A 25,523-nucleotide genomic window follows, 5' to 3' on the forward strand; every position below is an offset into this window, starting at 1 on the left:
TAAAAAGGATTGCATGTTAGGACTGAGAAATGTTTTCTGGAGATTCGTGCGCGAATTGGGTTAAGAGTGCAGCTAACGCAGTAGCGGTTAGCTGCTTTTTTTCAGCGGCTGTAAAGTCAGCTTGAATTTGCCCCTGATTTAAAACAATTAGCCGATTACCATATTGGAGCGCATCTTCAAGATGGTGGGTAATCATTAAACAAGTTAAATGTTGTTGGGTAACAATCTGGTTAGTCTGGTCCAGTAACTGTTGGCTACTATGCGGGTCTAATGCGGCGGTATGCTCATCTAATAATAAAAGCTCGGGTTGGTTTAAGGTGGCCATCAAAAAACTTAAAGTTTGTCTTTGACCGCCAGACAAATTTTCGGTTGGAGTATCGAGACGTTGGTTCAAGCTATTGCCGATGCGGGTAGTTAGTGCTTTGATTTGGGGCCGATTAGCCTGCAAATGACGAAAATGTAACCCCCGCTTTTGCCCTCTTTTAGTTGCTAATAAAATATTTTCGGCCACCGTCATTCTAGGTGCGGTACCACTTTTAGGGTCTTGGAAAACCCGGCTTAAAAATTTAGTACGTTGGGCAATTGAAGTTGTCGTAATATCTTTTTTATGGTGTAAAATTTGCCCATAATTTGGTTTAATATCTCCCGCTAACACGTTAAACAAAGTCGATTTACCGGCACCATTAGCACCAACAATGGTAATGAAATCTCCAGGATAAATTTTGAAATTTAGTTGATTAAGGATAGTAGCCTCATTATTCGTCTTTTGGTTAACTAAAGTGGTAATGTTTTTTAATTGTAGGATTGGTTGGCTATTTGTCATTATTAGGGCCTCCTTTTGCAAAAATAGTGTCTAATTTTAACCAATGTCGCAATTGCGGTAACATCAAACAAATGGCTAAGATAATGGCCGAAATCAAATTTAAATCATTAGTCGAAAAACCTAGTTGCAGAACAATTAGGAGAATAAAACGATAAATAATACTACCTAAAGTGACCGCAATTAAGCGCTGATTGAGGGTTAATTCGCCAAAAACAACTTCGCCAATAATGATGGACGCTAAAGCAATTACAATAATGCCAATACCCATATTAGCGTCAGCGTAACCATTATTTTGAGCGATTAAGGCGCCACTGAGTCCAACCAAACCATTGGAAATGGCTAAACCTAGAATAGTCATATTATCGGTGTTAATGCCTAACGACTGCGCCATGGTCGGATTATCACCAGTTACAATGAAAGCTTGGCCTAAGTCAGTCATTAAAAAGCAGCAAATTAATCCAGTAATAATAATGATAGCCAACCCACCAATGGTAATACTGTCAAAATAACGGGGTAAAGTTTTGAAGAAAGCGGCAGTGAAAAAAGTTTTTTGGCCTAGTAGTGAGACATTAGCGCCCCCCATAATTCGCAGGTTAACGGATAGACAGCCAGTCATAACTAAAATGCCCGCTAATAAGATGGGAATCTTCCCCTTTGTATATAACAATCCAGTAATTAAGCCTCCCACAGCTCCTGCTAAACAACCCAAAATGGTGGCTATTAAAGGTGAAAGACCGTGGGTAATGGCAGTTACAGTAACCGCTGCCCCTAGAGGAAAGGTTCCTTCAACGGTCATATCAGCAAAATTTAGAATACGAAAAGTTAAAAACAACGCAATACCTAAAATAGCCCAGAGTAATCCTTGCCCGATACTTGATGTAATTAAACTCATTTGATAATGCCTCCATCTCTCTGCGCAGCTTGCATAATTTTAGCGGGAACATGTAAATGCAGGCGCTGAACTTCTTTTTCATTGATAAGATAATGTCCTTTGATCACGTGTTGAACCGGATAATTAGCGGTTTGGTGTCCATGTAAAACATTGCCCGCCATTTCACCAGCTACGATTCCTAAATCTTTTTGCTTAATTGCATAAGCAGCACTGCCACCATCAGGCACCATGGTTTCCGCACAAGGAAAAACCGGAATGTTAGCATTATTAGTTACTTTGACTAAAGTCTTCATCGCGGAAGCAATGCCATTATCTTGGGGAGCGTAAACGGCGTCGACTTGCGTCACCATTTGGGCAGCAACTTGTTGTAAATCATTGGTGTTCGTGATAGTGAACAATTTGGGTGTTAAACCTGCTTGGCGGACCACTTTGGCAAAAGCATGGGCGTTAGTTTGCCCACCATGATCAGAGGAAGTATAGATAATACCAATTCTTTGAGCCTGTGGCATGATAGTTCTAATGAGCTTGAACTGTTGTTTAACAGGATTCAAACCGGAAGAACCTGTAATATTAGCACCTGGATGGCGTTCGGACTTGACTAAGCCACTAGAAGCAGGAGCAGAAATGCCGGCTAACATAATGGGAGTATTACTTTGAGCACTGTTGGCTAAAGCCTGTGCAGCTGGAGTAGCGATCCCGACTAACAAATGATCTTTGTTAGCTAATTGTTGGGACATAGTTTTGAGATTGCTTTGATCACCCTGCGCATTTAAAAAATCAATCCGCAAATTTTTACCGACAATAAATCCTTTTTTCTTTAATCCTAGAACTACGCCTTTATGAATTTGATCCAGGGCGGGATGAGTGACCATTTGTAAAATTCCCACACGCGTCACTTGCGTGGAATTGGTAGCAGTTTGGGTGTTTGCTTTGGGATTTTGAAAGAAAGCAAAGCCCAGAAAAATCAATATTAGACTAATAAATGTTAGCATTCGTTTCATGATTCACCTCGTTAAATTATCCGGGCAAATAAAAAAGGCAAACCAGCATTACTCTGGTTTGCCCTTGAGAAGCCAAAGTCTGCTGTGTTAGAACCATGCAGGCTTTGGGAATGAAAAAATAAGTCAGCACGGATACAAACTGTTTGCCAGATCGTATCCGCTTAGAACGATTACGATCAGCAGTGCTGGCTTTGCCAAGATAGTTGAACGTTACTAATTGTTAACTGACTCATGTTGATCATCCTTTCATGTCTAAATTGGCATTAGTATAACTGAGACTTTAAACAATGTCAACTTAATCTGAATAAGAGTTTGGAAGCTATCGAAGCTTTTAATGAGTAACAAAGTATGAAGACAATGAGAGATTATTGGTGCTAGACTAAGAAAAATGGGTAAAATGGATATGAATTTTATTTATTCTCATTTTTTATGAAATAGTGTTTCATTTATGGGACGATTATCCGACAACGTTTTTGATTGTGTCGTTTTTGCAACATTTTAACAACAGCTGTCGTTGTTATTAAGAATTGATGTGGTTATTATATAGTTGTTCCTTAAAAGGGACATTTAAACAAACTTGTAATACTCGTGATTTTGGACCTCTGGCTAATTAAGGAGGCAACCAACATGAAAGGTAAAACTTTATTAACAATTTTCAGTGCTTTAGCAATTAACTTAGCACTACCGATTGGACAGATGAATCGTCAAACTTTGGCGGATAGAAATACTGTTCAGCCGACACAAGAAATTACTGTTAATCATCAAGAACAAGCAACTAAAACCATTAAAACAACTAATAATAATCAACCAGTGAAATCTTCCCCCGCAGTGGTAAACACAACAAGCGGTTCTAGCACTGCAGTTTCACAGGCGAGTGTCACCATTATTGATCCTAGTCATCCTGAAAGTTATCCCCGAGATGTGATGACAATTGATAATTCAACTTATCAAGTCGCAGATTACCACGGCAATGGTATTATTCCCGACTCAGGTAAGGTTTATCACTGGACCGATGCACCACGCGATAATTGGTTTTTACTAGAACGTACAGGAACGCAAGCAAACATGGTTCAAAATTTACGAGTAGGTACAAAGGTTGTAGTTAATCAAAAAAGCTATCAAGTTTATGATTTACTAGCTAAAACTGATCAAAGTACTTCTCGTCCTGCTGCTATTCAAGCAGAAAATGGTGGCATTGTTCTTTACATTCAAACCACTAACAATCAAAAAGTTTCTAACTTTTATGTACTAGCTAAATAATAATTAAGACAAAGCATTGATCTGAAATTATATCAATGCTTTTTTTGTAGGTTAAAATATTGCGGTGGGCACAAAAGCTCTGAGAAGTTGGGTGCTAACTGGTCAGTTAGTGTTACTGGCAAAAGCAACGATTATTTTTACATAAGGTCAGGTTCACTTATTAATTATTGCAAAAGTTGCGAAAAAATTATTTATTTTGTAATTTAATATTGACTAATCTGAGTGAAATTGCACTTGATTTTTCAGAAAAATAAAAGATAATGGGTTGAAATAAATTAATCATTGCACAAGCTTAGCTACTAGCTAGTGGGCAATTTGTTTTCTGAAAGGCTTTTGTTGAGGAAAGGGTGAACAATTACTTTAATTCAAAAACCCCTACTGATGGGGATTTGCCTCAAGATCCAGCAAATAAAAATAATTTAACTGGATTTAGGGTGTTATTTTATAGTTCTACGTGCTATAATATTAATTGTGCAATGATAGAACTTACTTAATTAGACTATGATCCGTTTGCTTGCGGTACTGTACGTTTTAATAAAAGGTAATTATCATTAGTGCGTTAAAAAAAACCAATAAGTTTTAATAGCATATTGTTCTATTGCCGTAGAATAGTTATTAGCTTATTGATAGTAATAGATAAAATAACATTAAGACACTTTATCTGGATTCATTGTTCTGGGGAGGACTTTGGTAATTCGATATGTAGTGTCTTTTTTGTTACATTTATTTGACTTAGGGTTTATGATAAACATGTATGGGTATTGGGGGGATTCTCATGTTAACAAAATCAGCACGTTTTAACTATACTAAACTAATGTTACAAACTTCTTTAGTTCAATTGATGCAGAAGAAGATGTTAGATGACATTACTATCAAAGAGTTGTGCAATGTAGCTAATGTGAATCGATCGACTTTTTATGCACATTATCGTAATACTTATGAAATCATGATAGAAATCATCGAGCAAAATTGTGATCTTTGGATTAATGCGGTAAGGGAGTGCCGTAAACAACCAGATTTCTTGGCAGCATATACTAAAATTTTGACGCAGGCACTTTTGAAAATTAAAGATGATAATCAAAAGTTTCGGGTGTTGTGTAGCGATGAATGTTTCTTTTTATTTGTCAAAACGTTAACTAACTATATTGTTAAAGGAGTATTACCACATAAATCTTTTGATTTAGTTTGGTATAATGTGGAAGGCGGTTTAGGTGCTGTGCGGCAATGGTATTTTGATGGGTCAAAAGAACCGGCCGAGGAATTAAGTCAACATCTAGCAGAGATATCGTATAAGAATTTGTTTTTAGATAATGATTAATCAAGCTACTAAAAAAGACTAGACCAACGTGTCTAATCTTTTTATTTTTATCTACAATTATTTATTTAGCGAGCACAAAGGTTAACGGGGAATTGTAAACTGGTTGTTCACATGTTTGAATTAAAATCCCACCATTGCTCTTTAAAGCTTCCATCGGCCGTGGGTCACTATGACTCACTCCATTTAAAATGGAATATACATGATATGTCTGATTATTTGCCGAAATTGTAGAACCTACTTGTAACTTCCAGACCATGTTTGCTTGCGGTGTTGAACGCTCTAGTAAAAACCAATTATCAACTGGTGCGTCATCCCAACGATAAATATGTCCGTCTCCGGGAACATTTCCATTGCCGTGGAAATCTCCGATTGGAAACTTAACATTGTTAAACGCGATGGCATTAGTAGTATCACTACTTTGCTGACCACTCAACGTTGGGGTCTTTGCGGTATCTGCTTGGGGGGAAGGTACCGTTTGTTTTGATTCATTGTTCTGGGGAGAACTTTGATTCATTTGACTAGTAGTATCTTTGGGGAAGTAGTTAAGAGAACTACCAGTATGGGGAGTACTGGCTAATTCCGACTTAACTTGAATGGGTTGCTGTTTTTTATTATTTGATATGGGGTTTACAGCACTCATTGTTTCAGTTTTTACATCATCAGCTGCGGCACTAGGGGAGTAACCAGCAGGATTAGTAAAAACCACAGAAGCGTTTAATGCTAAAACGCTTAAAAGACTTAAAAATGTTTTCATTGTAACAACCTCCTAATAAGAGGTCTTAAGTTACAATGTTCTACAATTATGATCAGATGAGAGAACTTCTCTCAGTTGACAATTGTATATTAACCAAAATTTAGGCAAAGAACCACTACAAGAACGGTTGAAGTGTTGCAGAAACGACACAACAAAAGTAATTGTCGGATAATTGTTTCAAAAGTGGGACAGAATTTCCAAAAAAGGGATTAAACTTTGATATTTCGTTTCATTTGATGATTAATGGATTAAAAAAAGATTATCTAAAAATATGATAACCGGTTGACATATGAAAACGAAATCATATAATAATATCTGTAAACGTTTTAAGATTATGATAACCGGTTGACAGTCAGAGTCACCGCAGAAAGGATTGAAAATTGTATGTTAAATCTTAAAAAAACGCTGAAGAATCCTTCTTATTTACAAAATTCAGTGACGTTACTTTTGTTTTTTGCATCTTGGGGTGTTTGGTGGTCATTCTTTCAAGTTTGGCTGACTTCTAAACAAAATGGTTTAGGTTTATCTGGTGGTGCTGTGGGAACTATTTATTCAGCCAATTCGTTAGTTACTCTATGTTTAATGTTTATCTATGGTACTTTACAGGATAAATTAGTGATTAAACGTTACTTATTAATTTTTTGTGCAATTTTAGATGCTTTAATCGGACCGTTTTTTGTCTGGATTTACGCACCATTATTAAGTCATCATTTTATTTTAGGAATTATTGTCGGGGCCGTCTTTTTATCAGCCGGTTTCTTATCGGCTTCGGGAATTTTTGAAGCCGTGGCAGAAAAGATGAGTCGCCGCTTTGATTTTGAATATGGTCAAGCGCGGGCTTGGGGTTCTTTTGGTTATGCAATGGTGGCACTATTAGCAGGATATCTCTTTGTCATTAATCCCAAACTGAATTTTGTCGTAGCCTCGGGATTTGGGGTGTTGCTATTATTGGAATTAATCTTTTGGAAGCCTAAACAAGAAAAAACGGTGGATCAAAACCTAACTTTTGAAGGCGAAGGCAGTGATACACCATCTCTGAAAGATATGTTGAGTTTGTTAAAAATGAAAGAGTTATGGCTCATTATTATCTTTATTATGTTTACGAATACTTTCTATACGGTTTTTGATCAACAAATGTTCCCAGATTTTTATACGAAATTATTTGCTAATCCCGCTTTGGGTCAACATATGTATGGTACGTTAAATTCGATTCAAGTTTTTTGCGAAGCTTTAATGATGAGTTTAGTGCCGATCTTGATGCGGAAAATTGGTGTCCGAAATGCCTTATTACTTGGTGTGACAGTTATGTTTGTGCGTATTGGAGCTTGCGGCTTGTTCCATAATCCGGTTGCGATTTCCTGCATTAAAATGTTACATTCAATTGAAGTACCACTGTTTTCGTTGCCGATCTTCCGTTATTTCACATTACATTTTGATACCAAATTATCTGCGACATTATATATGATTGGCTTTCAAGTCGCGTCACAGATTGGTCAAGTGTTACTGTCCAACCCCTTAGGAACCTTGCGCGATCATATTGGCTATAGTAGTACCTTTCATGTGATTGCCATTACAGTTTTGTTAGCGGGAATTTATGCATTCTTCGTTTTGAAAAAAGATGATCAAGATGTTAACGGTGATCCCTTTATTCGTTCATAAATTAAAAGTTGAGGTAAAAAAATGACAGCTTTACAAGTAACTAATCAGCGTTATCGCTTGGGATATCATTTGATGGCTCCAGCGGGTTGGATTAATGATCCCAATGGTTTTTGTTATTTTCAAGGTTATTATCATATGTTTTATCAGTACTATCCGGATGCCCCTAAATGGGGACCGATGCACTGGGGTCATGCGCGCAGTAAGGATTTATTACACTGGGAAACTTTGCCTGTGGCATTAACACCAGGCGATGCGGAAGATCAAAACGGTTGTTTTTCTGGTAGTGCGATTGTTAAAGATGATACTTTGTATTTAATTTATACCGGTAATAACTATTATGATGAAAAAGATCCCGATCGTTACTGGCAGAATCAAAACTTAGCTTATAGCACTGATGGCATTCATTTTACCAAATATGAACATAATCCCGTTATTGCTACACCGCCAGCCGATAATACACAAGAATTTCGCGATCCCAAAGTTTGGGAGCATGACGGTCATTACTATGTTATTTTAGGTGGGCAAACTAAGGCTGGCTTGGGCCGCGTATTGTTGTATCGCTCCGATAATTTAGTGGACTGGGACTATTTAGGACCACTGACGCAAGCTAAAAATAGTCAACTAGAAGGTTATATGTGGGAGTGTCCGGATTTGTTTCATTTAAACGGTCAAGACTTATTGTTGACTTCGCCGCAAGGGATTCAAGCACAAAACCAGCAATATTTGAACTTACACCAAACGGTTTACTTTGCGGGTCAGCTAGATTATCAAACACCGCAGTTTGCCCAGATGGGTTTTCACGAATTAGATTTAGGGCATGACTTTTATGCGACGCAAACGATGCTTGCTCCTGATGGCCGGCGCATTGTGGTTGGCTGGCTAGCAATGTGGGAAAGTGACATGCCAGAACAAGCTGATGGTTGGTCGGGAGCGTTAACTTTGCCCCGCGAGTTAGTTTGGCAAAATGAGCATTTATATATGCGACCGATTCAAGAAGTGCAGTCCTTAAGACAAAAGGTATTGCAACAACAAAGCTGTGCCTTAAGTGAAAAGCCAATAATCATTAGTCAAGATCAAGCCACGGTGGAATGGCAATTAAACGTAGATCTAGTACAATTTCAGGGTACTAAAATCGAAGTTATGTTTCAAGATCCCACCACTACTGCCCAAACAAAGCTCACTTATTTAGTTAAGCAACAGCAATTAATTGTGAGTCGCACCGACCGCGAAACGGCTCGTTATGGTCAATTACAAAATTGTGATCAGTTGCAATTACAAATTTTTGTTGATCGTAGTTCCTTAGAAATTTTTGTCAATCAAGGCGAAGTGGTCTTTAGTGAACGTTATTACTTTAACCAAGCATCTGTAATTCAACTGCAAGCTGACGGTCAAGGAGTAGCTGATAGTTTGGTTTACCAGTTGGAAGCAGCCACGAATCAATATTAAAAAGATTGTTTGTTGAAATTGACGCTCCCTTTCTTTTTGTCCTAATCACTTTTTCGTGACAACTTTTTTGACCAAAATAGTTGAGCTATAATGAAACTAAAAAAGTGGGGAGCAATGTTAGGTGCCAAAATTAGAGGATGTTGCGCAACTGGCAGGAGTTTCAAAAACGACGGTTTCACGTGTCTTGAATCGCCGCGGCTATTTAAGTCAAACGACGATTGATAAAGTTTATGCAGCCATGGATCAATTGGATTATCATCCCAATGTTGTGGCGCGCCAATTGTATCATCATAAAACGGACTTGATTGGTATTTTATTACCATCTGTGGCGGATCCTTTTTTTGGTGAGTTGACTACGAGTTTGGAAAATCAATTATACCAACAAGGTTTTAAAGTTTTAATTGGTAATTCGATGAATAATTCGCGTAAGGAAGCGGACTATTTGGATCAACTATTAATTAAACAGGTGGATGGTTTAATTGTCGGTACGCATAATCAAGGCTTAAGCCAGTATCAGAAAAAAAATTTGCCGATTGTGGCGATTGATCGCATTGTCAGTGATGACATACCCATTATTGCTTCGGACAACTTTCACGGCGGTCAGTTAGCGACCCAACATTTGTTGGATCAAGGCGTCACGAAAATTATTCATACGAATGGTCCCCATGATCTCGCTACGCCCGCCCAACAGCGAAGGCGAGCTTATGAACAAGTGATGCAAGACCATCAGTTAACGCCAGTGACGTATGAACTAGATTTTAATATTAGTGCCGCGGCTAAGCGGCGCGTTTTTCAAAAGATTTTTCAAGAACATCCAGATGTGGAAGCTATTTTTGCCGCTAATGATACAGACGCGATCTTAATTTGCCAAGTGGCTTTAGAATTTGGGCGCCGAGTACCTGACGATTTGTTAGTAGTGGGCTATGATGGCACTACTTTATTACAAAATCTCTTTCCACAATTAACGACTGTTGTACAGCCAATTGCTCAATTAGCGCAACTGGCGGTTGAAGTTTTACAGCAAAGATTACACGGACAGGCCACAGATTCGGAATATATTTTGCCCGTCCAATGGCATGCCGGCCAAACTGGTTTCCAAAAATAAAAAGAGTCCCTTGTACAAGTTTCAATTTGATTACAGTTGCAGTATTTATTGGTAACTGGATCACGAACTTGATGAAGGGACTCTTTTATATTGAATCTTTGGTAGTGTATAACTGAAGTAAAAGTGCTTTTTTAGTAGGGCTTAAACCCAGAATTTGTTGTTCAAATTTTGACCAGGAACCATACACGGCCGTTACGGCCGTCTGAATAGCCACAACAGCAGCTTGATCCGCGGGTGTGAAATTCATTTGTTGAATAGTTTGATCGTTAGGATTATCTAAATAAGCTAGATCAGTGGCGTGGGTGTACATGAGATTAGTCAGGAGATAATCTTGCGTAATATAGTCGATGGGTACTTGTAAAACTAGGAGTAGTAAAATGGCTAAAATGCCTGTGCGATCTTTACCCGCTGAACAATGGAAGACAACGGATTGATTGGGGTGCTGATTTTCTAATAAAACCGCGAAAAAATGATAAAAAACTTGTTGGGAATAATGATCTAAGACAACTTGTTGGTACATGCCGGGTAACCCCGAAAATTGTTGGTCCGGGGGCAATGTTTGATAAAGCTTATCACCGGTAGTAGTACTAGAAGGTGCTGCATAGAGTGGTGCGGCAATTAATGTTAAAAATGAAGTCTCGGGATCCGGCCAATTTTTTCGTTCATATTCAGATCGCAAATCAAAACTGTAGCGTAAGCCGTAATGCTTTAAGTAGCGCAATTCACGCGGTGTTAAGGCACTTAAGTAACCGGCGCGCAAAATTTTGTGCCAGCGAATGTGACGGTGGTCGGTTGTGGGATAACCGCCCAATTCTCGAAAATTATTAGTGTTAGAAAATTGAAAAATTCTTTGCATTGAGAATCCTCACTGAAATTAATACAATATAGGTATTGAAAATTAGGAGACAGTTTATAGTGAAATTAACGTTAGTGATGCCTTTGTATAACGAAGAACAATTGCTCCGACGTAGTTTAACGTCCATTGTTCAACAAATTAATCAGAATTTTGAATTGTTGATGGTTAATGATGCTTCCACTGATCAAACGGTGGCGATTGCCCAAGAGTTTGTCCAACACCACGCTAACTTTCGGTTAATCAGTCAGACAACTAATCAAGGCATTTCGGCGGCTCGCAATCGGGGAATCTTAGAAGCACAGGGGGACTTAATTACTTTTATTGATGGTGATGACTGGCTGGAACCACAATTTACCGATTATTTTTTAACGTGCTTTCAAGATCAACAATTAGACTTAGCCGTGTGTGGTTTTGTTAAAGAATCTGCGAAGAAAGTCCTCAATAAAATCCAACCATTGCCCCCAGCTTATTATTCGCAAGCACAATTAGTTAAACAAATAACTAAAATGACAAATGGCTCGGTTATGGGTTACACCTGGAATAAAGTTTATCGTCTGACAACGATTCGCAAGCATCATTTAACTTTTGCACCCGACTTGTCTTTGATGGAAGATCAGGTATTTAATATCAAATACGTGGCGTTGACAAGTCGCTTCTATGTGGACTCTACGCCATTGTATCATTACTGGCAACATGGTCAAAGTGCAACCCATACGTATAACTTGCAGCATGTTAAAAGTATTGGTCAGGCTAATTATCGAATTTTGAAAACTTTGTATCAAGTTAAAAAGTATCATCTTTGATGAATCTAGGTGTAGAAATGACAAGTGTAGAAGACTATTTAAAGCAAAATGTTTTTGGCAAGCCGCAACTAAAACCCGATGAAAAACGTAAATTTTTGGGTAATTTTCAAGAGCGAGTCGCGTTAGCTTTAACGGTAGCACAAGTGCGCCAAGTGCAAAATTTAGCAGTAGTTAAACAAGTCATGCAAAGATATCCGCAGTATCATTTGTATATTAATGGTCGTTTGAGTCATAGTTATCGTCAGCCATTAGTGAAACTAGCGGTGCAATTAAATTATGCTTTTACGATTATCAATCAACAAAATCTGAGAACCGCCACTAAAGCATTAGGTGATCAAGAAATGGGATTGGTGATTGCGGATGCCAAACAAGCTGTTAAAGGCCCAATTCTGATTTAATTTAAATGATGGTTAACAACAAATTAATCATTCAGTTTACAAAGTCAAACTTCAATTTTTTGCTTAATCGTTCCTCAGCTTTTAGGCGACTTTTGTCGCGGTATTATTTGAAGCAGTAACGGACCAGAAATTCACGTAAAATTTTAAATACCGGATAAAAGGTGATTAGGATGATTAAGCTCCAATAAAGTTGTTGATGGTGAAACAAATTCAACAGCTCAAACGGTTTACCCCAACCAATGAACATGAGTAGATTAGTGATAAAAAGGAGGGTGAAAATAATTAGTGTACCGCGATTAATGGGGCGCGAGATAGTCCATAATGCAGCAAAACTGATCATGCTAACGGCAAAAACTGCCAAGGTGGAAGTTAACGGGTAATGAAGTTGATACTTAGTACCAAATAAAACAAGTAAGACTACAAATAATGTAATATCTAAAGCAGCTGGCAACGCCACTTGCATAACATTTTTGTAAAAGCGGCCTTCAGGAGGACGAAAATCGGGCTGCAAGGCTAAAAATAAGGTGGGAATTCCTACGGTTAAAGCGTTAATCGGCGTTAATTGTGCCGGATGAAAAGGATAGTTGGTGCGCATAACAATAAAACAAATGGTTAACAGCACTGAATACATAGTTTTAATCAGATATAAGGCTGCTACTCGTTCAATGTTATTAATAACGCGCCGCCCTTCATTCAGAACGTAAATCATGGAATCAAAATCTTGGTTTAATAAAACAAAGTCGGCAGCACTTTCAGCGGCATCACTGTTGCCCGCAATAGCAATGCCACAATCCGATTGGCGCATTGCTAAAACATCGTTGACTCCATCACCGGTCATGGCGATTTGGTGCTGGTTTTGTTGTAAACCTTTGATTAATTTTTGCTTTTGCTCCGGTAAAGTGCGCCCGAAAACGGTATATTTTTGGGCAATTTGGCCGTAATCTTCGAGGGGACGGTCTACAGCCACACTGGACATATCAATAGCTTTGATGTCGGTACTTAAATTAACTTGTTGCGCAATGGTTTGAACGGTAGCTGGATCGTCGCCAGAAATGATTTTTAAAGCGACACCTTGCGTTTGAAGATATTGAAAAGTATTAGCCGCCGTCGGTCGCACTTCATCTTGAATCAAAAGATAGCCTAAGAGTTGTGGCTGTTCAATGGTTTCAGTAATGAGTTTTGGTGATTGGACGACAGCCAAGACACGATAACCTTGTTGCGCATAAGTTTGCGCGCGCTTAATTTGGTCAGTGTCATGTAAGATAAAATTCGGGGCACCTAAGGCAAACGAGCCTTGGTGTTTTAAATTAACGGCGGACCATTTACGTTGTGAAGAAAAAGCTACGATACTCTCAATGGCTGGTAAATCAGCTGCTGGTTCTTGCGCTGTTAAAATGGCCTGGGCCGTTTCATTGGTTTCATTGGTAGCACGAACGATAGTTTGACTAATGGCTAACAACTGTTGCGTAGTTAAACTTTCCGCAATTACTTGAGTTAATTGCAGGTTGCCCGTGGTAATGGTGCCAGTTTTGTCTAAACATAGTGTATCAACGCGTGCTAAGGATTCGAGCGCCGTCATAGATTTGACTAGGACTTGTTTATGGCTCAAGTGAACCGCGCCAACGGCCAGGGCCACAGAAGTTAGTAAGACGAGTCCCTGAGGAATCATGCCGATAATGGAGGCGGAGGTCCCTAAAATGGCCGCTGACCAATTATGGGAATGCTGAAAACTGCTCCAAAAGAGCAACAATCCTAAGGGGACAATGATATAGGTGAGAACTTTGATAATTTGGTTGATGATGTTTAATAATTGTGAAACATTGTGTTGTTGTTGCTTGGCAGAATTGGCTAAGCGATTCGCAAAGCTTTGCTCCCCCACAGCCGTTAATTCAACCAGGGCCTGGCCACTAACAACTGAACTGCCGGATAGAACTTGATCATTTTCGGTTTTAATGACTGGAGTTGATTCGCCAGTAAGGTTAGATTCATCAACTTCTAAATGGGAGGTTTGCCGAACGCGACCATCGGCGGGAATTTGGTTACCACGCTGTAAGATTACGAGATCATGCAAGACTAACTCATCTTGAAAGACCGTAGTTTGCTGTCCAGCACGGAGAACTTGGGTTTTTTGGCGATTTAAAAAAGTTAAATGATCCAACTGCCTTTTAGCGTGGATTTCTTGATATGTACCGATGATAAAATTGGCGACGACGGGTCCTAAAAAGAACAGATTAGCGAAACGACCAGTGCTAAAAATCAAAATGGCAATGACTAAATTGACCAGATTAAATAAAGTAATCAGATTTTTTGATATAATTTTAGAGATTGGTGTGGAATTTTGATTTTTGACCTGATTAGTATTGCCATGCTGGCACTGTTCTTGCACCTGTTGTTGACTCAGACCAGTTTGGACGTTAGTACCTTTCATGAGTTCACCTCAATTATGATATACGAATGATTGTAGTCTTATTTTGTAAAAAAATTGTGAAGAAGGAATTAATTTGTTAAGAAATATTTTTTTTGATTTAGATGGAACCCTAGTTGATAGTGGCTTAGGAATTATGAATTCCTTGAAGTTTGCGTATCAAACGGAAGGCTTAGCAGTCCCATCTGATAGCCAATTACGGAAGTTCATTGGGCCACCTTTGATGGAAAGCTTGGCGCAATACAGTCAAATTCCGGCACACAGTGAATTGTCGACTAAACTGATTGCAGATTTTCAAGATTACTATGGTCGAAAAGGTTGGTTAGAATTAAATCTTTATCCGCAGATTACTGAAATGTTAGCACAATTACGCCAATTAGGAAAACAACTTTTTGTGGCAACAGCCAAACCGGAGAATTTTGCGCGTCAAATTTTAGCAGAATTAAACTTAACAGACCAATTTAATGGTATTTACGGCGCTGATTTGAGTGAAACCATGTCTAAAAAAGAGATCATCGCTCAAGCTTTAACTGATAATCAATTAACAGCCGCCGAAACGCTGATGATTGGTGACCGTAATACGGACGTTCTCGGCGCACAAGCTAATCAAATAGCAACGATTGGGGTATTGTACGGTTTTGGTACGGCTCAAGAATTACAGCAGGCGGGCGTCATTGATTTAATTGAGCAACCGTTAGATTTAGTGAAGAAGGTTCAGGCATGATCAAAAAGCACTGGAAAGCATTGGTGATCACTTTAGTCGTGTTGTTGCTCGCGGCAGATTTGGGTGGCGCCTATTATTTGTTTAATTTTGCAATTAAAAAGGGGGGTTACAGTGCCCGTAACGCTGGTCAAGCATTAACGACCAGTGAGCTATGGGCCAAAAAAGCGCCGCAGCAAGTTTGGCAGCAAACAACAAGTGATAAAGCACGAGTTCATTTAAAAGCGCGCTATTATCCAGCTGCTCAGACGACGAAGAAAACGATGTTATTAGCCCATGGCTATGGCGATAATAGTTTAACAATGGGTGCATATATTAAATTATTCCATCAAGCAGGCTATAATGTGTTGGCACCGGATGATCGCGCTTCAGGACGCAGTGGTGGCCAATACTTAGGATACGGTTGGTTAGATCGCAAGGACTATCAAGGCTGGGTGCAGCAAATTTTACGTAAAAATGGCATGCAGAGTCAGATTGGTTTATTTGGCGTTAGTATGGGTGCGGCCACGGTCATGTATTATTTGGGGTTAAACGTGCCGCAGCAAGTCAAATTTGCGGTCGCCGATTGTGGCTACGCTTCGATTAAGGGTGAATTGGAACACGAATTACAGGCCCTCTTTCACTTGCCAAGTTTTCCGTTGATTCCAACCGCTAATATGTTTACTAAAATGATTGCCAAGTATAGTTTTTATGATGCGGATACTGCGCAAACTTTAAAGCATAATCACGTACCACTGTTTATTATTCACGGTACTAAAGACACTTTCGTGCCGACTAAAAATGCGCGGATTAACTATGACAATGACCATGGTCCTAAAAAATTGTGGTTAGTGAAAGGCGCTAGTCATGCGCAGTCTTATCAAAAACAACCACAACAATATCAAACCAAAGTCTTAGACTGGGCACAACATTATTTTAAATAGTTGGGTTTTAATATCAGTTGTATATGTAAAAAAGAACTTTCCGGATGGAAAGTTCTTTTTTTGCTTTGAAGCGGAATTGAGCACAATTTTTATGTGACATTGCTCTCAGAAGCATAAGTTTGTATCTAGCTACAGTAATAGTGTAGCTTTGACCCGCTCTTTGTCACAACTTTAATTTAATCGTGCAAAGTAAATTGTAAATTCATCCGTGGAGCCACTAAGCCCACCATCTCACCTAATAATTCGGTCGAATTGATCAAAGAAATTTGGGCCATTTGGTCATTAACTTGGGTTAAATAACTGGGGACATCACTTTCTTTAATCGCTTGTTGATCGGCTTGAATTTGTAAATGACGACAAGCGGCGACCGTTTTTTGTTCGAAAGCATTCTCGGAATCTTCAACCAAATTAAAATGTCCATCACCAAAAGCGGCTAAAGTATTAGCTAACCAGTACATTTTTTGAGGATCAAATTGGTCAGTGGTATCGCGATAAGTTGCTGGAGTATCATTAATATTAGCATAAAAAGGAATTACTGCGTTAAAAGTATTGGGGCCAAAGGCTAACCAATGAACACCGGCAATTTCTTGAGGAACATTATTGCGAATCTGTAAAATGTGTAACTCTTGATTGCGGTTGATGCCAATAGGCCGGAATAATTTCTTTTGTTCCGCACTATTGGTTGTACCATAAACATCATACGGCGTGTTTTGGTAATGGGAACTTAAGACAAACTTGACATCTTCAATGCTGATTTTTTTCGTTGTCTGACAAATAAAAGGCAAGTCTTGATCAATTGGTGTCGTTTGAAATTCGGGATTGAAATATTTTTGTCCGAACCACGCACGAGGATTATTGTAACGAGTATCTTTGATAGTGGCACTACCAAAAATATGACGTAAATTATAGCCTTCGGGATCGGGATTTAAGTTGTTTTGTTCAATTAAGTCCTCTAAATCGCTACAGCAGAGGGTATCGGGCGATTGAAAATCAAAATCAGTAATGTTAAAGCGATTAGGAGCAATTACATAAGAATCATCAGGAATCCGGATTGCGGCCCAGTGGTGACCGGCAATACTTTCGAAATACCAAACTTCATCATTATCGGCAAAGCAAATGCCGTTAGTCTCATAGGTGCCGTAGTCTTCTAACAATTGTCCTAAACGTTCTACTCCTTGGCGCGCACTGTGGATATAGGGCAAGACAATGGTGGGGATATCTTCTTCTCCTAAGCCATCGTCGACTAAGGGGTCCAGCCCCAAAATGCGACTGTTGGTGGTAATCGTTTCTGTAGCACTCATAGCGACATTTTCACTATTGATCCCTGCTGCTGCCCAGAGCCCGTGACCACTAACAGCTTCCGGAGTGGAAGTATAGCCTAACGGATTGGCTGGTAAATCCAAATTGAATTTACTTAAAACAGCTTGATAATGATGCGGTTGATCTTCAGGTTTCACGTAAACAAATTTTTGTGGATGCAGCGGTGCATTACCGTCTTCATTGCGCGCAATGATGGTCGAACCATCAATGGATGCATTCTTTCCGACTAGAATTGTTGTACAAGAACCTTTTTTTCGGTGTGGTTTCATGATAAGCCTCTCTTAATTATTTATTTCACCTATATTTTAAGCCAATTCCTGAAGAAATACAGTAGGTTTCACGGTTTTTATCGAATTTCCAAATCAAAAAACGCAACTGGCTGAAAAATTGCCAGTTGCGTTTAGTCAATAAATTTAATTGTTATTATTCTTCGTTTAAGGAGCTACGATCAAAGGCAGCAGATTTTAATTCTTCATCAATTGATGGAGTACCTAACCAACCGATCATTTCCTTCATGGAATCAGTAATAGCTTCAGCACCAGGAAGAAGTAACTTACGAGGATCATAACCCTTGTTAGCTTTATCTTCATCTTTGTGTTCTTCAAAGTATTTACGAGTAGCTTCTTGGAAAGCTAATTGGAATTCTGTGTTGATGTTCACTTTAGAAATACCAAGAGAGATCGCCTTCTTGATTTGTTCTTCAGGAATACCAGAACCACCATGCAAAACTAAAGGTACATCAACGGCATCAGCGATTTCTTTCAAACGGTCAAAGTTTAAGCCCGTCCAGCCTTCTGGATAAACACCGTGGATATTACCAATTCCACAAGCTAATTTGTCAACGCCAGCAGCAACAAAGGCTTTAGCATCTTCAACAGAAGCTAATTCGCCACCTTCAGCGCCTTGGTTTTCACCGATTTTACCAATTTCAGCTTCAACAGAAATACCACGTTCATGAGCCAACTTAACGATTTCTTTGGTCTTAGCCAAGTTCTCTTCTGTTGGTAAAGCATGACCGTCAAACATAACTGATGAATAGCCTAATTTGATACATTCAATGGCTGAGTCATAGTCACCGTGATCCAAGTTCAAAACAACTGGAACGGAGATGTTCATGGAATCCATTTGATCTTCGACCATGTCTTTGACGAATTTGTAACCACCCATATATTTAGCAGCGCCAGTAGAAACTTGAATTAATAATGGAGTTCTTGTTTCTTCAGCAGCCCGCAAAATAGCGCGTGTCCATTCAACATTGTTAGTGTTATAAGCACCAACAGCATAATGATTTTTCCGTGCGTCTTTAAAGATTTGATTACCGTTATCTAAATAAGCCATTTAAATACCCTCCTAGATGTACAACCTACAGACACATTGTACCGTAATTCTGAAAATGGAACAATCATTTCCATGATGTAATCGATTTTAAATTGGAATTGTTAGTAATTGTGTGATCTGAGCAACAGAACGAGGTAATTTTTTCTTAATTTAGATAAAAAATGATAAAGAAAATGCCAAGACACAAACACCAATAATAATGTTCCAAAAGTATCGAGCTAAAAATTCCCAACCATTATTAATAGGCTGAGAGCGCTTTTTGTTTTTAGATACAGGGATAGTTTTATTTTTAAAATCTGAACCAAAGAGCAGTTCTTCAACAGGTACCTTGAAACAAGCGGCAATCGCCTGGATTTTATTTAGGTCAGTAGTAGCTTCTTGAAGTTCTCACTTGGAGATGGTTTGGCGGGTAACATTTAAACTTTGAGCTCATTGTTCTTGTGAGATTCCTTTTTCTTTTCTTAATTGTAAGAGTTGAGCTGCAAATTGGATTTTCATAGGTTAAGGCTCCTTGCTTTTTTAATCTAAATATAGCTAAAAATAGCGAGTGCTACCAGCAAATTTTCCCGGGAAATTGCGCACTTTTAGATTGATACGATGCAATTTTGAGTTGCTAAAATGAAAAATAGAAATGTAATAATTTATGTAACCCCCGAAATTAGGGTAACTTAGATGGTCACATCATGACTACGATATTTTTCTAGGGAAATTGTGTCGTAGTTCTTTTATTTTTTGCGTTAGTGTAAAAATTGCCCAGTAGAGAGTGTAAAAATTGTATAATAGAAAGTGTAAAAAATGTTCATTAGAGAGTGTAAAAATTGTATAGTACTTAATCAAAAAGGAGAGTAATTATGTATGATCCTAGAATAATTGATCAACCCTTAAAAGATATTTTGACGGAATTACCTGCTGTCTTGGTTGAGGGAGCAAAGGCAGTTGGCAAAACAGAGACTTGTTTACAGTTTGCTAAAACAAACTATAGTTTGGATAATGAAACAGAGAAGTTGTTACTTACTAATGACCCGAACATTATTTTAAAAGATAAAAAGCCAATTTTGCTAGATGAATGGCAGTATGCACCTGAGTTGTGGACTTTTGTTAGACATCAAGTTGATAATGGTGTCTCAAATGGTAGTTTTTTATTTTCAGGTAGTAGTATTAGAATAAACTCAAAAATTCATGGCGGAGCGGGAAGAATCGTTAGATTGAAACTACGCCCTTATTCAATTCAAGAACGGCAAATGTCTGACAATTATATTCACATCAATGAATTATTTGATTTTTCGAATGAAGGTAGTATCCATGGAGTCACTCAAAAAACACTTAGTGATTACTTAGGCGAAATCTTTAAATCGGGTTTTCCGGGAATTCGTAAAAGACCTCAGAAAGCTCGGGAACTTTTATTACAAAGTTATATTGATAACATTATCGATCATGATTTTGCTGAAAATGGATTTACAGTTAGAAAACCTGCTAGTCTTTTGGCTTGGTTAAAATCATATGCTGCGTCTATTGGTACCACTACAAAATTTCAAACCATAATTGATTCGGCAACTGCTAATGGTGAAAATTTGAATCGGACAACAGCCAATGATTACCGCGAAGCTTTGGAAATACTTTATATTATTGATGAAGTTCCTGCTTTTTTAGGAGTAGGAAAACTGTATCCTAATTTAGCCAAATCGCCAAAACATTATATGTTGGATCCAGCGATTGCTTTAAAATTATTAGGAGTTGATCGTAGTCAGTTGGTGGATTATCAAGTGCCTAAACATGTTGGTAAATTTAATCAGACGTTTATTGGGCAATTGTTAGAATCGTTGGTCTATCAAAGCTTAATTGTATATGCTGATGCTAATAATGCTATATTGTCTCATTTTAGAGATCATCGAGGATTTCATGAAATTGATTTTATTTTACAAAAAGGTGACTCATTAATTTTGTTTGAAGTTAAATCTAGTGCAAATGCAGCATCAGATCAAGATGTTCGTCACCTTAATTGGTTCGAAGATTTGGTTAAAGATGATTTTAAAACAACTAAGGTTTTGCTAAATACGGGTCAATATGCCTACACAAGGCAAAAAGATCATGTTCATGTTTTGCCAATTGCGATGTTAGGAGTTTAAAAGTTCATGAAAAATAATATCAGTTATAGGAATATAAGAAACAGTTATCTTCCAAGCTCCATACCTTTAATATTTACTTGTTTAGTTGAATTGTTATTTTTTGTAGACTTGTTTAACATTATTAACGATAGGACTCAAACTAATATAAAATCACAAAATCATATATTAAATTGTGTAAGCATTGGCTTTATAGTTATATTTATTTTATCAAGATGTTACTGGAAGAAAATGCAATTATCTATTGATTACATGACTACTAAAATTGATTCCAAATATTTAAAACAATTATTGTCCGATTCTAAAGATAGTTTTTTTGCAACTTTGGTACTACCGATAATAACGATTACTATTTCGATGACTACTTTATATTTCACTGTTTTTAACAGTCTTACTGTGTTGTTCAATTCACTATCCAGTAAGGAAATAATCATTTCTAATTATCATGATTTGTTAAATTTATTTCTCCCCATTATAGTTATTTTATTGATTATTGTTTGTATAGTTGCTTTCTTTACCATGGCACAGGGAATTTTTAATTCTATCTTTAGGTATATGATAAAATGTGCAATTTATAGGAAATCTCAGCTGGATTTGACATATCATAAAAAAGAAAATGAAGTATGGGTATTAATTAAAAAGAAAATTAAAGTTCGACGTTCTGACGATGGAAAAAACGATATGGATTTAAAACTTTAATTTATTTTTAATTTAAAACTTGCAATTTTAATTTTTGGTGTTATAGTGATAACCATAAAAACTAAAAACATTCAGAAAGAGGAGTAAAATAGTTGAACTGGACAGTGAGTTGGGAGCGGTGAGAACCCAATACCAGAATTAACTATTTGAAAAACACTTTCGTCAGTTGTAGGCCTGAAAATACTAGTTAAGTAAGGTTTGCCGGTAATGGCCGTTATCATCCATAGCGTATGTTTGTACGTGTTTGAGTTGGCTGCAAAGCAACTAGGGTGGTACCGCGAGTCCTTCGTCCCTTGATTGGGATGAAGGGCTTTTTTTAGTTTTATTTAATTGATAATTAATTAAGGAGGATATTTCCATGACATTAATAATTCCGAAAGACTATGATCCAAAATTATCAGTTCGAGAAACCGAAAAAGCAATTCGGTATATTCGGGAAACTTTTCAAACCGAATTTGGTGCAGCCATGCACTTAGAGCGATTAAGTGCGCCGATGTTCTTACCACATGGCACCGGTTTGAATGATAACTTAAATGGCGTGGAAACTCCGGTAGCGTTTAAGATGAAAGATTATTCTGATGACTCAATTGAGATTGTCCATTCGTTAGCTAAGTGGAAGCGCGCAGCACTTAAAAAATACGGTTTTCAAGTTCATGAAGGTTTATATACCAATATGAATGCGATTCGCAAAGATGAAGATTTGGATAATTTTCACTCGATTTACGTTGATCAGTGGGATTGGGAACGAGTAATTAAACGCGAAGAACGCACATTAGATACATTAAAGCAAACTGTTAAATTAATTTTTAAGGTAGTGAAGCATTTAGAAGATGAAGTCTGGTATCGTTATCCACAAGCAGTTTATCATTTGCCTGATGAAATACATTTCATTACCACACAAGAGTTATTAGATCGTTATCCAGATTTATCGCCCCGGGAACGTGAAAATGCGATTTGTAAAGAATTGGGCGCCGTTTTCTTAATGCAAATTGGCGGCAAATTAAGCAATGGTCAAAAACATGACGGCCGGGCGCCAGACTATGATGATTGGCAATTAAATGGTGATATCTTGTTCTGGTATGAACCGTTGCAAGCTGCTTTAGAGTTGTCCAGTATGGGGATTCGGGTTGACGAAAAATCGCTGCAAAGTCAGTTGGAACATGAAAAAGCAACTGACCGGTTAAAATATCCGTATCACCAAGGTATTTTGCATAACGAGTTACCATTAACGATTGGTGGTGGTATCGGGCAGTCACGCTTATGCATGTTATTGTTAGGTAAAGCACACATTGGTGAAGTGCAAGCTAGTGTCTGGCCCGAAGAAATGCAAGAGCAATGTGCAGCGGCCAAAATCCAATTACTGTAAAAATGGTTTTGCATTAGTTAGTCAAAATTATTCTCATGCTCAATCTGCTCCAGAAAAACGAACAATAATGGTTTTAATTCATAACTCATCCAACTTGAGGAACGTAAATTTACGAATTGTAATAGTTATCATATCAATTTGTAAAATGAATTTAGAACCTGTGGTTCTTAATAATTAAAAAAGACGCTCAAAAACTTTTCTGATAAGTTTAAGAACGCCTTTTTATATTGGTTTAAATCATTGTTATTTAGTTTAAAATTCATATTTGGGTAGTTTTATGGTTCAATTCTAGTCTTTGTCCGCAATCAAATGATCTAAGAAAATCTCTGTATTGTCTGTTGGAGCATGACTACCAATAGTCATATTTGATAAGTCATATTTCAACACGGAACTGCCAAAGTTCATCAAAATTAAATTCAAAACTTCGGCTTCGACGTTAATGTTTTTTTTAATAAGACCACGATGTTGTAATTCTTGAAAAAAATCGACAAACAGACGATAGCGCGTATCAAAAAATCTTTGGCTAGCATCAACTAGTTCTGGAAATTCATGTCCCTCTCGCACCGTGATTAAAAATGATAATTGGTGTTGGTCAATAAAATTTCGGTAATCTTGCATTGCGCGTTGAAAATCAGCCCGCACATCACCGTTGATTTGAAAAGATTTAGCATTTGTTTGAATTTGCTTAATGTAATTATCAACTAAGTACTTCAATAAAGCCTTTTTGTTAGGAAAATGGCGAAATAAAGTACTCTCATTAATGCCAGCTTCTTGGGCAATTTTGCGGGTTGTAGTTCCACGGTAGCCATATTTACTAGCTAATGTAGCAAACGCTAGCATAATTTTTTGGTCGGTATCGTCTGTCATAGTTAACTCAGCTTTCTTAAATCAACAAATGGTTGTTTTTTACGAATAATTATAATAATTAAATTCAAAACAATCAAACTAATTAATAAGAATAACTGGCCTTGAATATTGGCACTTAGACCATGACCGCCATAAAAATTAATCATGTCTGCCTGAATATTGTAATACATCGGTGAGATGTAGTGCATGGTGCGATAAAAGCCATTCATAGCACTCACTGGCAGCATGCCCGCACCAGAAACTACTTGAATCATTGTGAGCAAAATATTTAATGTGACGCCAATTTGACCAATGGCAAAGTAGATAACACTGGTAAAATTAAATGCAGTCAGCATGAAGATACTGTGAACCAACCAGAGTACCCCAAAATTTAGCTGGTGGAGATTTAACATGACACTCATGAACCAGGAAATTAGGCCGCCATTAACGAAAGAAATTAACAAGTAGACAATCTCAATATGGAAAAAAGCTTGAAAACGGCCGATCTGTTGGGCAAATTTGGCATAAGTTCCGTAAAGTAATAGTGCGGCAATCATCGTACCTAAAAATAAAGCAATGGTGGCGAAAAAAGGCGCCATGGAATAATTCATGCCCTGTTTAACGGGATTGGTGGTGTGTAGTTGAACTTTAATAACAGGTTGGCTCTGTTTTTGTGCTTGCTGTTTGGCGACTCGCAGAATTGTTTGCGCTTTGCCCTGGGCTGCTTTTTGCGCCTGCTGTTGTTGCTGTTGAACTTGGCGTTGTAATTGGGCAGTTAATTTGGCCTGTTGATCTTCTGGTGCGGCAGCAATTTGTTGTTTAGCTTGGGTGACTTTTACTTGGGCCGCTTGCTGTTGTTGGACTAGTGTTTGCTTTAATGCAGTTAATTGTGGTTGAGCTAGTTTTAAAGTAGTCTGTTTCAAAGTTAGCTGTCGTGTAAGCTGGAAGCTAACTTTTTGAGTTACCGTGTTCAAACTAGTATTAACACTAGTGGGATTGGCTTGATTAACATAAAAGGTTAATTGTGGTTGCTTATTGTGCAGTGCTTGTTGTGCAAAATGGGCAGGAATATCAATAATTAAATAAGTTTTGCGCGCTGCTAAATTAGCTTGCGCCTGTTGGAGATCTCGAGTTTCATGAATGTGCTTGAAAGGAAGCTGCTTTTTTAATTGCTGACTAATTTGATGATTAGATTTGGATTGATTGACAATAGTCACTGGTAATTGGTCCAAGTTGTTGGGCATGGCTTGATAACCAGTAAAATAAATCAAAAAAACGAAAATTCCAAACAATAAAGTTACTAGAAAACCTAAGATAGTGCCGCGATTACTTAAAAATTTTTTCAAATGCATGATTTCAACTCCTTATTTTGATATAGGAGAGCATACGCGCATTCGTTTTTAAAAGCAAGCACGTACTTGCTAAAAATTGTTAAATAAATTATCTT

Annotated in this window: 22 protein-coding genes and 1 other annotated feature; of the genes, 12 read left to right on the forward strand and 10 right to left on the reverse strand. The window is 37.8% G+C overall.

Annotated elements, in window-relative coordinates:
- Positions 1-16: 16 nt before the first annotated feature.
- The 3 genes from AC3B5S_RS05010 to trpX are packed head-to-tail and all read right to left on the reverse strand — an operon-like array spanning position 17 to position 2,716.
- The gene (locus AC3B5S_RS05010; protein WP_489790145.1) at positions 17-823 is read right to left on the reverse strand and encodes an ABC transporter ATP-binding protein; all 807 of its coding nucleotides are present in this window, start codon (positions 821-823) and stop codon (positions 17-19) included.
- On the reverse strand, positions 813-1,715 hold the full coding sequence (locus AC3B5S_RS05015; RefSeq protein ID WP_489756799.1) for an ABC transporter permease: 903 nt from the start codon (positions 1,713-1,715) through the stop codon (positions 813-815). Before AC3B5S_RS05015 ends, AC3B5S_RS05010 begins: the two co-directional genes overlap by 11 nt.
- Entirely contained in the window at positions 1,712-2,716 is a 1,005-nt protein-coding gene (gene trpX, locus AC3B5S_RS05020) for a tryptophan ABC transporter substrate-binding protein (protein ID WP_489775045.1), read from the reverse strand. Before trpX ends, AC3B5S_RS05015 begins: the two co-directional genes overlap by 4 nt.
- A gap of 627 nt (positions 2,717-3,343) precedes the next feature.
- Between trpX and AC3B5S_RS05025 the strand changes: the two genes are divergently transcribed.
- Positions 3,344-3,976: a hypothetical protein gene (locus AC3B5S_RS05025; RefSeq protein WP_489756797.1), complete on the forward strand. Its 633-nt coding sequence runs from the start codon at positions 3,344-3,346 to the stop codon at positions 3,974-3,976.
- Positions 3,977-4,751: 775 nt separating this feature from the next.
- Positions 4,752-5,294: a TetR/AcrR family transcriptional regulator gene (locus AC3B5S_RS05030; RefSeq protein ID WP_489756796.1), complete on the forward strand. Its 543-nt coding sequence runs from the start codon at positions 4,752-4,754 to the stop codon at positions 5,292-5,294.
- A gap of 61 nt (positions 5,295-5,355) precedes the next feature.
- Here AC3B5S_RS05030 and AC3B5S_RS05035 read toward each other — a convergent pair whose 3' ends face one another.
- Entirely contained in the window at positions 5,356-6,048 is a 693-nt protein-coding gene (locus AC3B5S_RS05035; RefSeq protein WP_489756795.1) for a hypothetical protein, read from the reverse strand.
- Positions 6,049-6,432: 384 nt separating this feature from the next.
- Between AC3B5S_RS05035 and AC3B5S_RS05040 the strand changes: the two genes are divergently transcribed.
- The 3 genes from AC3B5S_RS05040 to AC3B5S_RS05050 all read left to right on the forward strand — a co-directional run bounded on the left by AC3B5S_RS05040 (position 6,433) and on the right by AC3B5S_RS05050 (position 10,258).
- Positions 6,433-7,707 (forward strand): MFS transporter, encoded by a 1,275-nt coding sequence (locus tag AC3B5S_RS05040; protein ID WP_489756794.1) that lies wholly within the window; start codon positions 6,433-6,435, stop codon positions 7,705-7,707.
- Between the two features lie 21 nt (positions 7,708-7,728).
- Positions 7,729-9,153 carry a glycoside hydrolase family 32 protein gene (locus AC3B5S_RS05045; protein ID WP_489790146.1) on the forward strand — a complete coding sequence of 475 codons (1,425 nt, stop codon included), beginning with the start codon at positions 7,729-7,731 and terminating at the stop codon, positions 9,151-9,153.
- 121 nt (positions 9,154-9,274) lie between these two features.
- Entirely contained in the window at positions 9,275-10,258 is a 984-nt protein-coding gene (locus AC3B5S_RS05050; protein WP_489756792.1) for a LacI family DNA-binding transcriptional regulator, read from the forward strand.
- Between the two features lie 85 nt (positions 10,259-10,343).
- Here the strand turns inward: AC3B5S_RS05050 and AC3B5S_RS05055 are convergent, their stop codons facing one another.
- Complete coding sequence (locus AC3B5S_RS05055; RefSeq protein ID WP_489769416.1) at positions 10,344-11,114, reverse strand: tyrosine-protein phosphatase; 771 nt, start codon at positions 11,112-11,114, stop codon at positions 10,344-10,346.
- A gap of 59 nt (positions 11,115-11,173) precedes the next feature.
- Between AC3B5S_RS05055 and AC3B5S_RS05060 the strand changes: the two genes are divergently transcribed.
- Together AC3B5S_RS05060 and AC3B5S_RS05065 are read left to right on the forward strand one after the other, a co-directional pair.
- Positions 11,174-11,917 carry a glycosyltransferase family 2 protein gene (locus tag AC3B5S_RS05060; protein ID WP_489769417.1) on the forward strand — a complete coding sequence of 248 codons (744 nt, stop codon included), beginning with the start codon at positions 11,174-11,176 and terminating at the stop codon, positions 11,915-11,917.
- A 17-nt stretch (positions 11,918-11,934) separates the two neighbouring features.
- Positions 11,935-12,315 carry a YueI family protein gene (locus AC3B5S_RS05065; protein ID WP_489769418.1) on the forward strand — a complete coding sequence of 127 codons (381 nt, stop codon included), beginning with the start codon at positions 11,935-11,937 and terminating at the stop codon, positions 12,313-12,315.
- Positions 12,316-12,418: 103 nt separating this feature from the next.
- On the opposite strand, the gene AC3B5S_RS05070 is transcribed toward AC3B5S_RS05065, so the two are convergent.
- Positions 12,419-14,743 (reverse strand): HAD-IC family P-type ATPase, encoded by a 2,325-nt coding sequence (locus tag AC3B5S_RS05070; protein WP_489756788.1) that lies wholly within the window; start codon positions 14,741-14,743, stop codon positions 12,419-12,421.
- Positions 14,744-14,816: 73 nt separating this feature from the next.
- Here AC3B5S_RS05070 and AC3B5S_RS05075 point away from each other — a divergent pair, with 73 nt between their 5' ends.
- Both AC3B5S_RS05075 and AC3B5S_RS05080 read left to right on the forward strand, forming a co-directional pair.
- On the forward strand, positions 14,817-15,464 hold the full coding sequence (locus AC3B5S_RS05075) for an HAD hydrolase-like protein (protein WP_489775003.1): 648 nt from the start codon (positions 14,817-14,819) through the stop codon (positions 15,462-15,464).
- Positions 15,461-16,384 carry an alpha/beta hydrolase gene (locus AC3B5S_RS05080; RefSeq protein ID WP_489790147.1) on the forward strand — a complete coding sequence of 308 codons (924 nt, stop codon included), beginning with the start codon at positions 15,461-15,463 and terminating at the stop codon, positions 16,382-16,384. The genes AC3B5S_RS05075 and AC3B5S_RS05080 overlap by 4 nt, the downstream gene beginning before the upstream one ends.
- A 176-nt stretch (positions 16,385-16,560) precedes the next feature.
- Here AC3B5S_RS05080 and AC3B5S_RS05085 read toward each other — a convergent pair whose 3' ends face one another.
- Both AC3B5S_RS05085 and fba read right to left on the reverse strand, forming a co-directional pair.
- Entirely contained in the window at positions 16,561-17,973 is a 1,413-nt protein-coding gene (locus tag AC3B5S_RS05085; protein ID WP_489790148.1) for a C69 family dipeptidase, read from the reverse strand.
- Between the two features lie 154 nt (positions 17,974-18,127).
- Positions 18,128-19,042 carry a class II fructose-1,6-bisphosphate aldolase gene (fba, locus tag AC3B5S_RS05090; protein WP_489756784.1) on the reverse strand — a complete coding sequence of 305 codons (915 nt, stop codon included), beginning with the start codon at positions 19,040-19,042 and terminating at the stop codon, positions 18,128-18,130.
- 851 nt (positions 19,043-19,893) lie between these two features.
- On the opposite strand from fba, the gene AC3B5S_RS05095 reads away from it, so the two are divergent.
- From AC3B5S_RS05095 to asnA, 3 genes are all read left to right on the forward strand, one after another.
- A complete protein-coding gene (locus AC3B5S_RS05095; RefSeq protein ID WP_489790149.1) occupies positions 19,894-21,168 on the forward strand; it encodes an ATP-binding protein in 1,275 nt (424 codons plus the stop codon).
- A 6-nt stretch (positions 21,169-21,174) separates the two neighbouring features.
- Positions 21,175-21,864 (forward strand): hypothetical protein, encoded by a 690-nt coding sequence (locus AC3B5S_RS05100; RefSeq protein ID WP_489790150.1) that lies wholly within the window; start codon positions 21,175-21,177, stop codon positions 21,862-21,864.
- A gap of 61 nt (positions 21,865-21,925) precedes the next feature.
- Positions 21,926-22,161 (forward strand) — a binding site (T-box leader).
- A 61-nt stretch (positions 22,162-22,222) separates the two neighbouring features.
- The gene (gene asnA / locus AC3B5S_RS05105) at positions 22,223-23,230 is read left to right on the forward strand and encodes an aspartate--ammonia ligase (protein WP_489790151.1); all 1,008 of its coding nucleotides are present in this window, start codon (positions 22,223-22,225) and stop codon (positions 23,228-23,230) included.
- 288 nt (positions 23,231-23,518) lie between these two features.
- Here the strand turns inward: asnA and AC3B5S_RS05110 are convergent, their stop codons facing one another.
- Positions 23,519-24,097: a TetR/AcrR family transcriptional regulator gene (locus tag AC3B5S_RS05110; RefSeq protein ID WP_489790152.1), complete on the reverse strand. Its 579-nt coding sequence runs from the start codon at positions 24,095-24,097 to the stop codon at positions 23,519-23,521.
- Between the two features lie 2 nt (positions 24,098-24,099).
- Entirely contained in the window at positions 24,100-25,428 is a 1,329-nt protein-coding gene (locus tag AC3B5S_RS05115) for a YhgE/Pip domain-containing protein (RefSeq protein ID WP_489756774.1), read from the reverse strand.
- Positions 25,429-25,523: the final 95 nt, after the last annotated feature.

Source organism: Bombilactobacillus sp. ESL1094, from assembly GCF_058107425.1.